1 pseudogene is annotated in these 230 nt (G+C 48.3%); it reads right to left on the bottom strand.

Annotation, left to right across the window (positions count from 1 at the left end):
* Positions 1 to 182: pseudogene (locus SANK73390_RS18525) on the bottom strand (phosphopantetheine-binding protein); the annotation flags it as partial.
* Positions 183 to 230: the final 48 nt, after the last annotated feature.

A 230-nucleotide genomic window follows, 5' to 3' on the forward strand; every position in this document is an offset into this window, starting at 1 on the left:
CCTCCTAGCTCGAAGAAGTTAGCAGTAATACTGACTTTATCCGCATCAATCCCCAACAAGTGTGAGAAGATATCTACTAACGCGTGTTCGCCTTCACTGTCAGGGGCCACGTACTTACCTTGCAACGCACTGCCATCCGGCTCTGGAAGTGTCTTTTTGTCAACCTTACCGTTCGCTGTCAAAGGCCACCTATCCACTACCATTAATATACTGGGCACCATATAATCGGG

It is taken from the genome of Pseudoalteromonas sp. SANK 73390 (assembly GCF_054966645.1).